Genomic DNA, 943 nt, shown 5'->3' on the forward strand with positions numbered 1-943 from the left:
GTTGTTTGGATCGCTCACAGGAGCTTCCGAAGAGCGATCGGGATTGTTATTGTTGTTTGGCTCGCTCATTGGAGCTTCCGAAAAACTGTCCCTCGAATTGCTATTGTTGACATCGAGACCCGTAGAGTCCGAAGGACGGCCGCCGGGATTTGTATTGTTGTTGGCATCGATCGCAATTAAGCCAGCAGAATTAGAATTGTTCGAGTCGTTAGTCTGGCGGTTCAATTCTGCAAATCCGGGAACCGCGAGCAAGGAACTAACACCGGCAATTCCGGCAACTGTAAGCAGTTTTGCGAACAAATTTTTACGATTGAGTGAAGTCATGAATTTCTAAGCCTCTAGGTTTTCAAGTTTTCATTAGTAAGTGAAGCGAAGCTATCGGGAGCGTGAATCGCCCGAAACTACCGGCGAACCGACGCTGGATCGTCTTTTTTGCGAAACAAGTTGAGCAAACCTAACGCGCCCAGGGCACCAAGCCAGCCGAGATTGTTGGGGCGATCGCGCCGATCGGTCAAAACTCCAGAATTAGTGTCAGTCGGTGCCGATGTCGTACCGCTGGTATCGGTTGTACCTGTCGTACCGCTAGTACCCGTGCCTGTCGTACCTGTCGTACCTGTCGTACCTGTCGTACCGCTAGTACCCGTGCCTGTCGTACCGCTGGTACCGGCTGTACCTGTCGTACCTGTCGTACCTGTCGTACCGCGAGTACCCGTACCTGTGGTACCGCTGGTACCGGCTGTACCTGTCGTGCCAGTTGTACCAGTTGTACCGCTAGTACCGGGTGTACCTGTCGTGCCAGTTGTACTGTTGGTGCCCGTCCCAGTTGTACCGCTGGTACCGCTAGTACCTGTCGTGTCAGTTGTGCCTGTCGTACCGCTAGTACCCGTGCCTGTCGTGTCAGTTGTGCCTGTCGTACCGCTAGTACCCGTGCCTGTCGTGTCAG

2 pseudogenes are annotated in these 943 nt (G+C 53.6%); both read right to left on the bottom strand.

The features are described 5' to 3' along the window. Positions 1 to 324 (bottom strand): annotated as a pseudogene (locus QT974_RS13895) (DUF4142 domain-containing protein); the annotation flags it as partial. Positions 325 to 401: 77 nt separating this feature from the next. After that, positions 402 to 943, bottom strand: a pseudogene (locus QT974_RS13900) (hypothetical protein); the annotation flags it as partial.

The sequence above is a fragment of the Microcoleus sp. BM001215392 genome (assembly GCF_036700185.1).
GTDB lineage: Bacteria > Cyanobacteriota > Cyanobacteriia > Cyanobacteriales > Microcoleaceae > Microcoleus.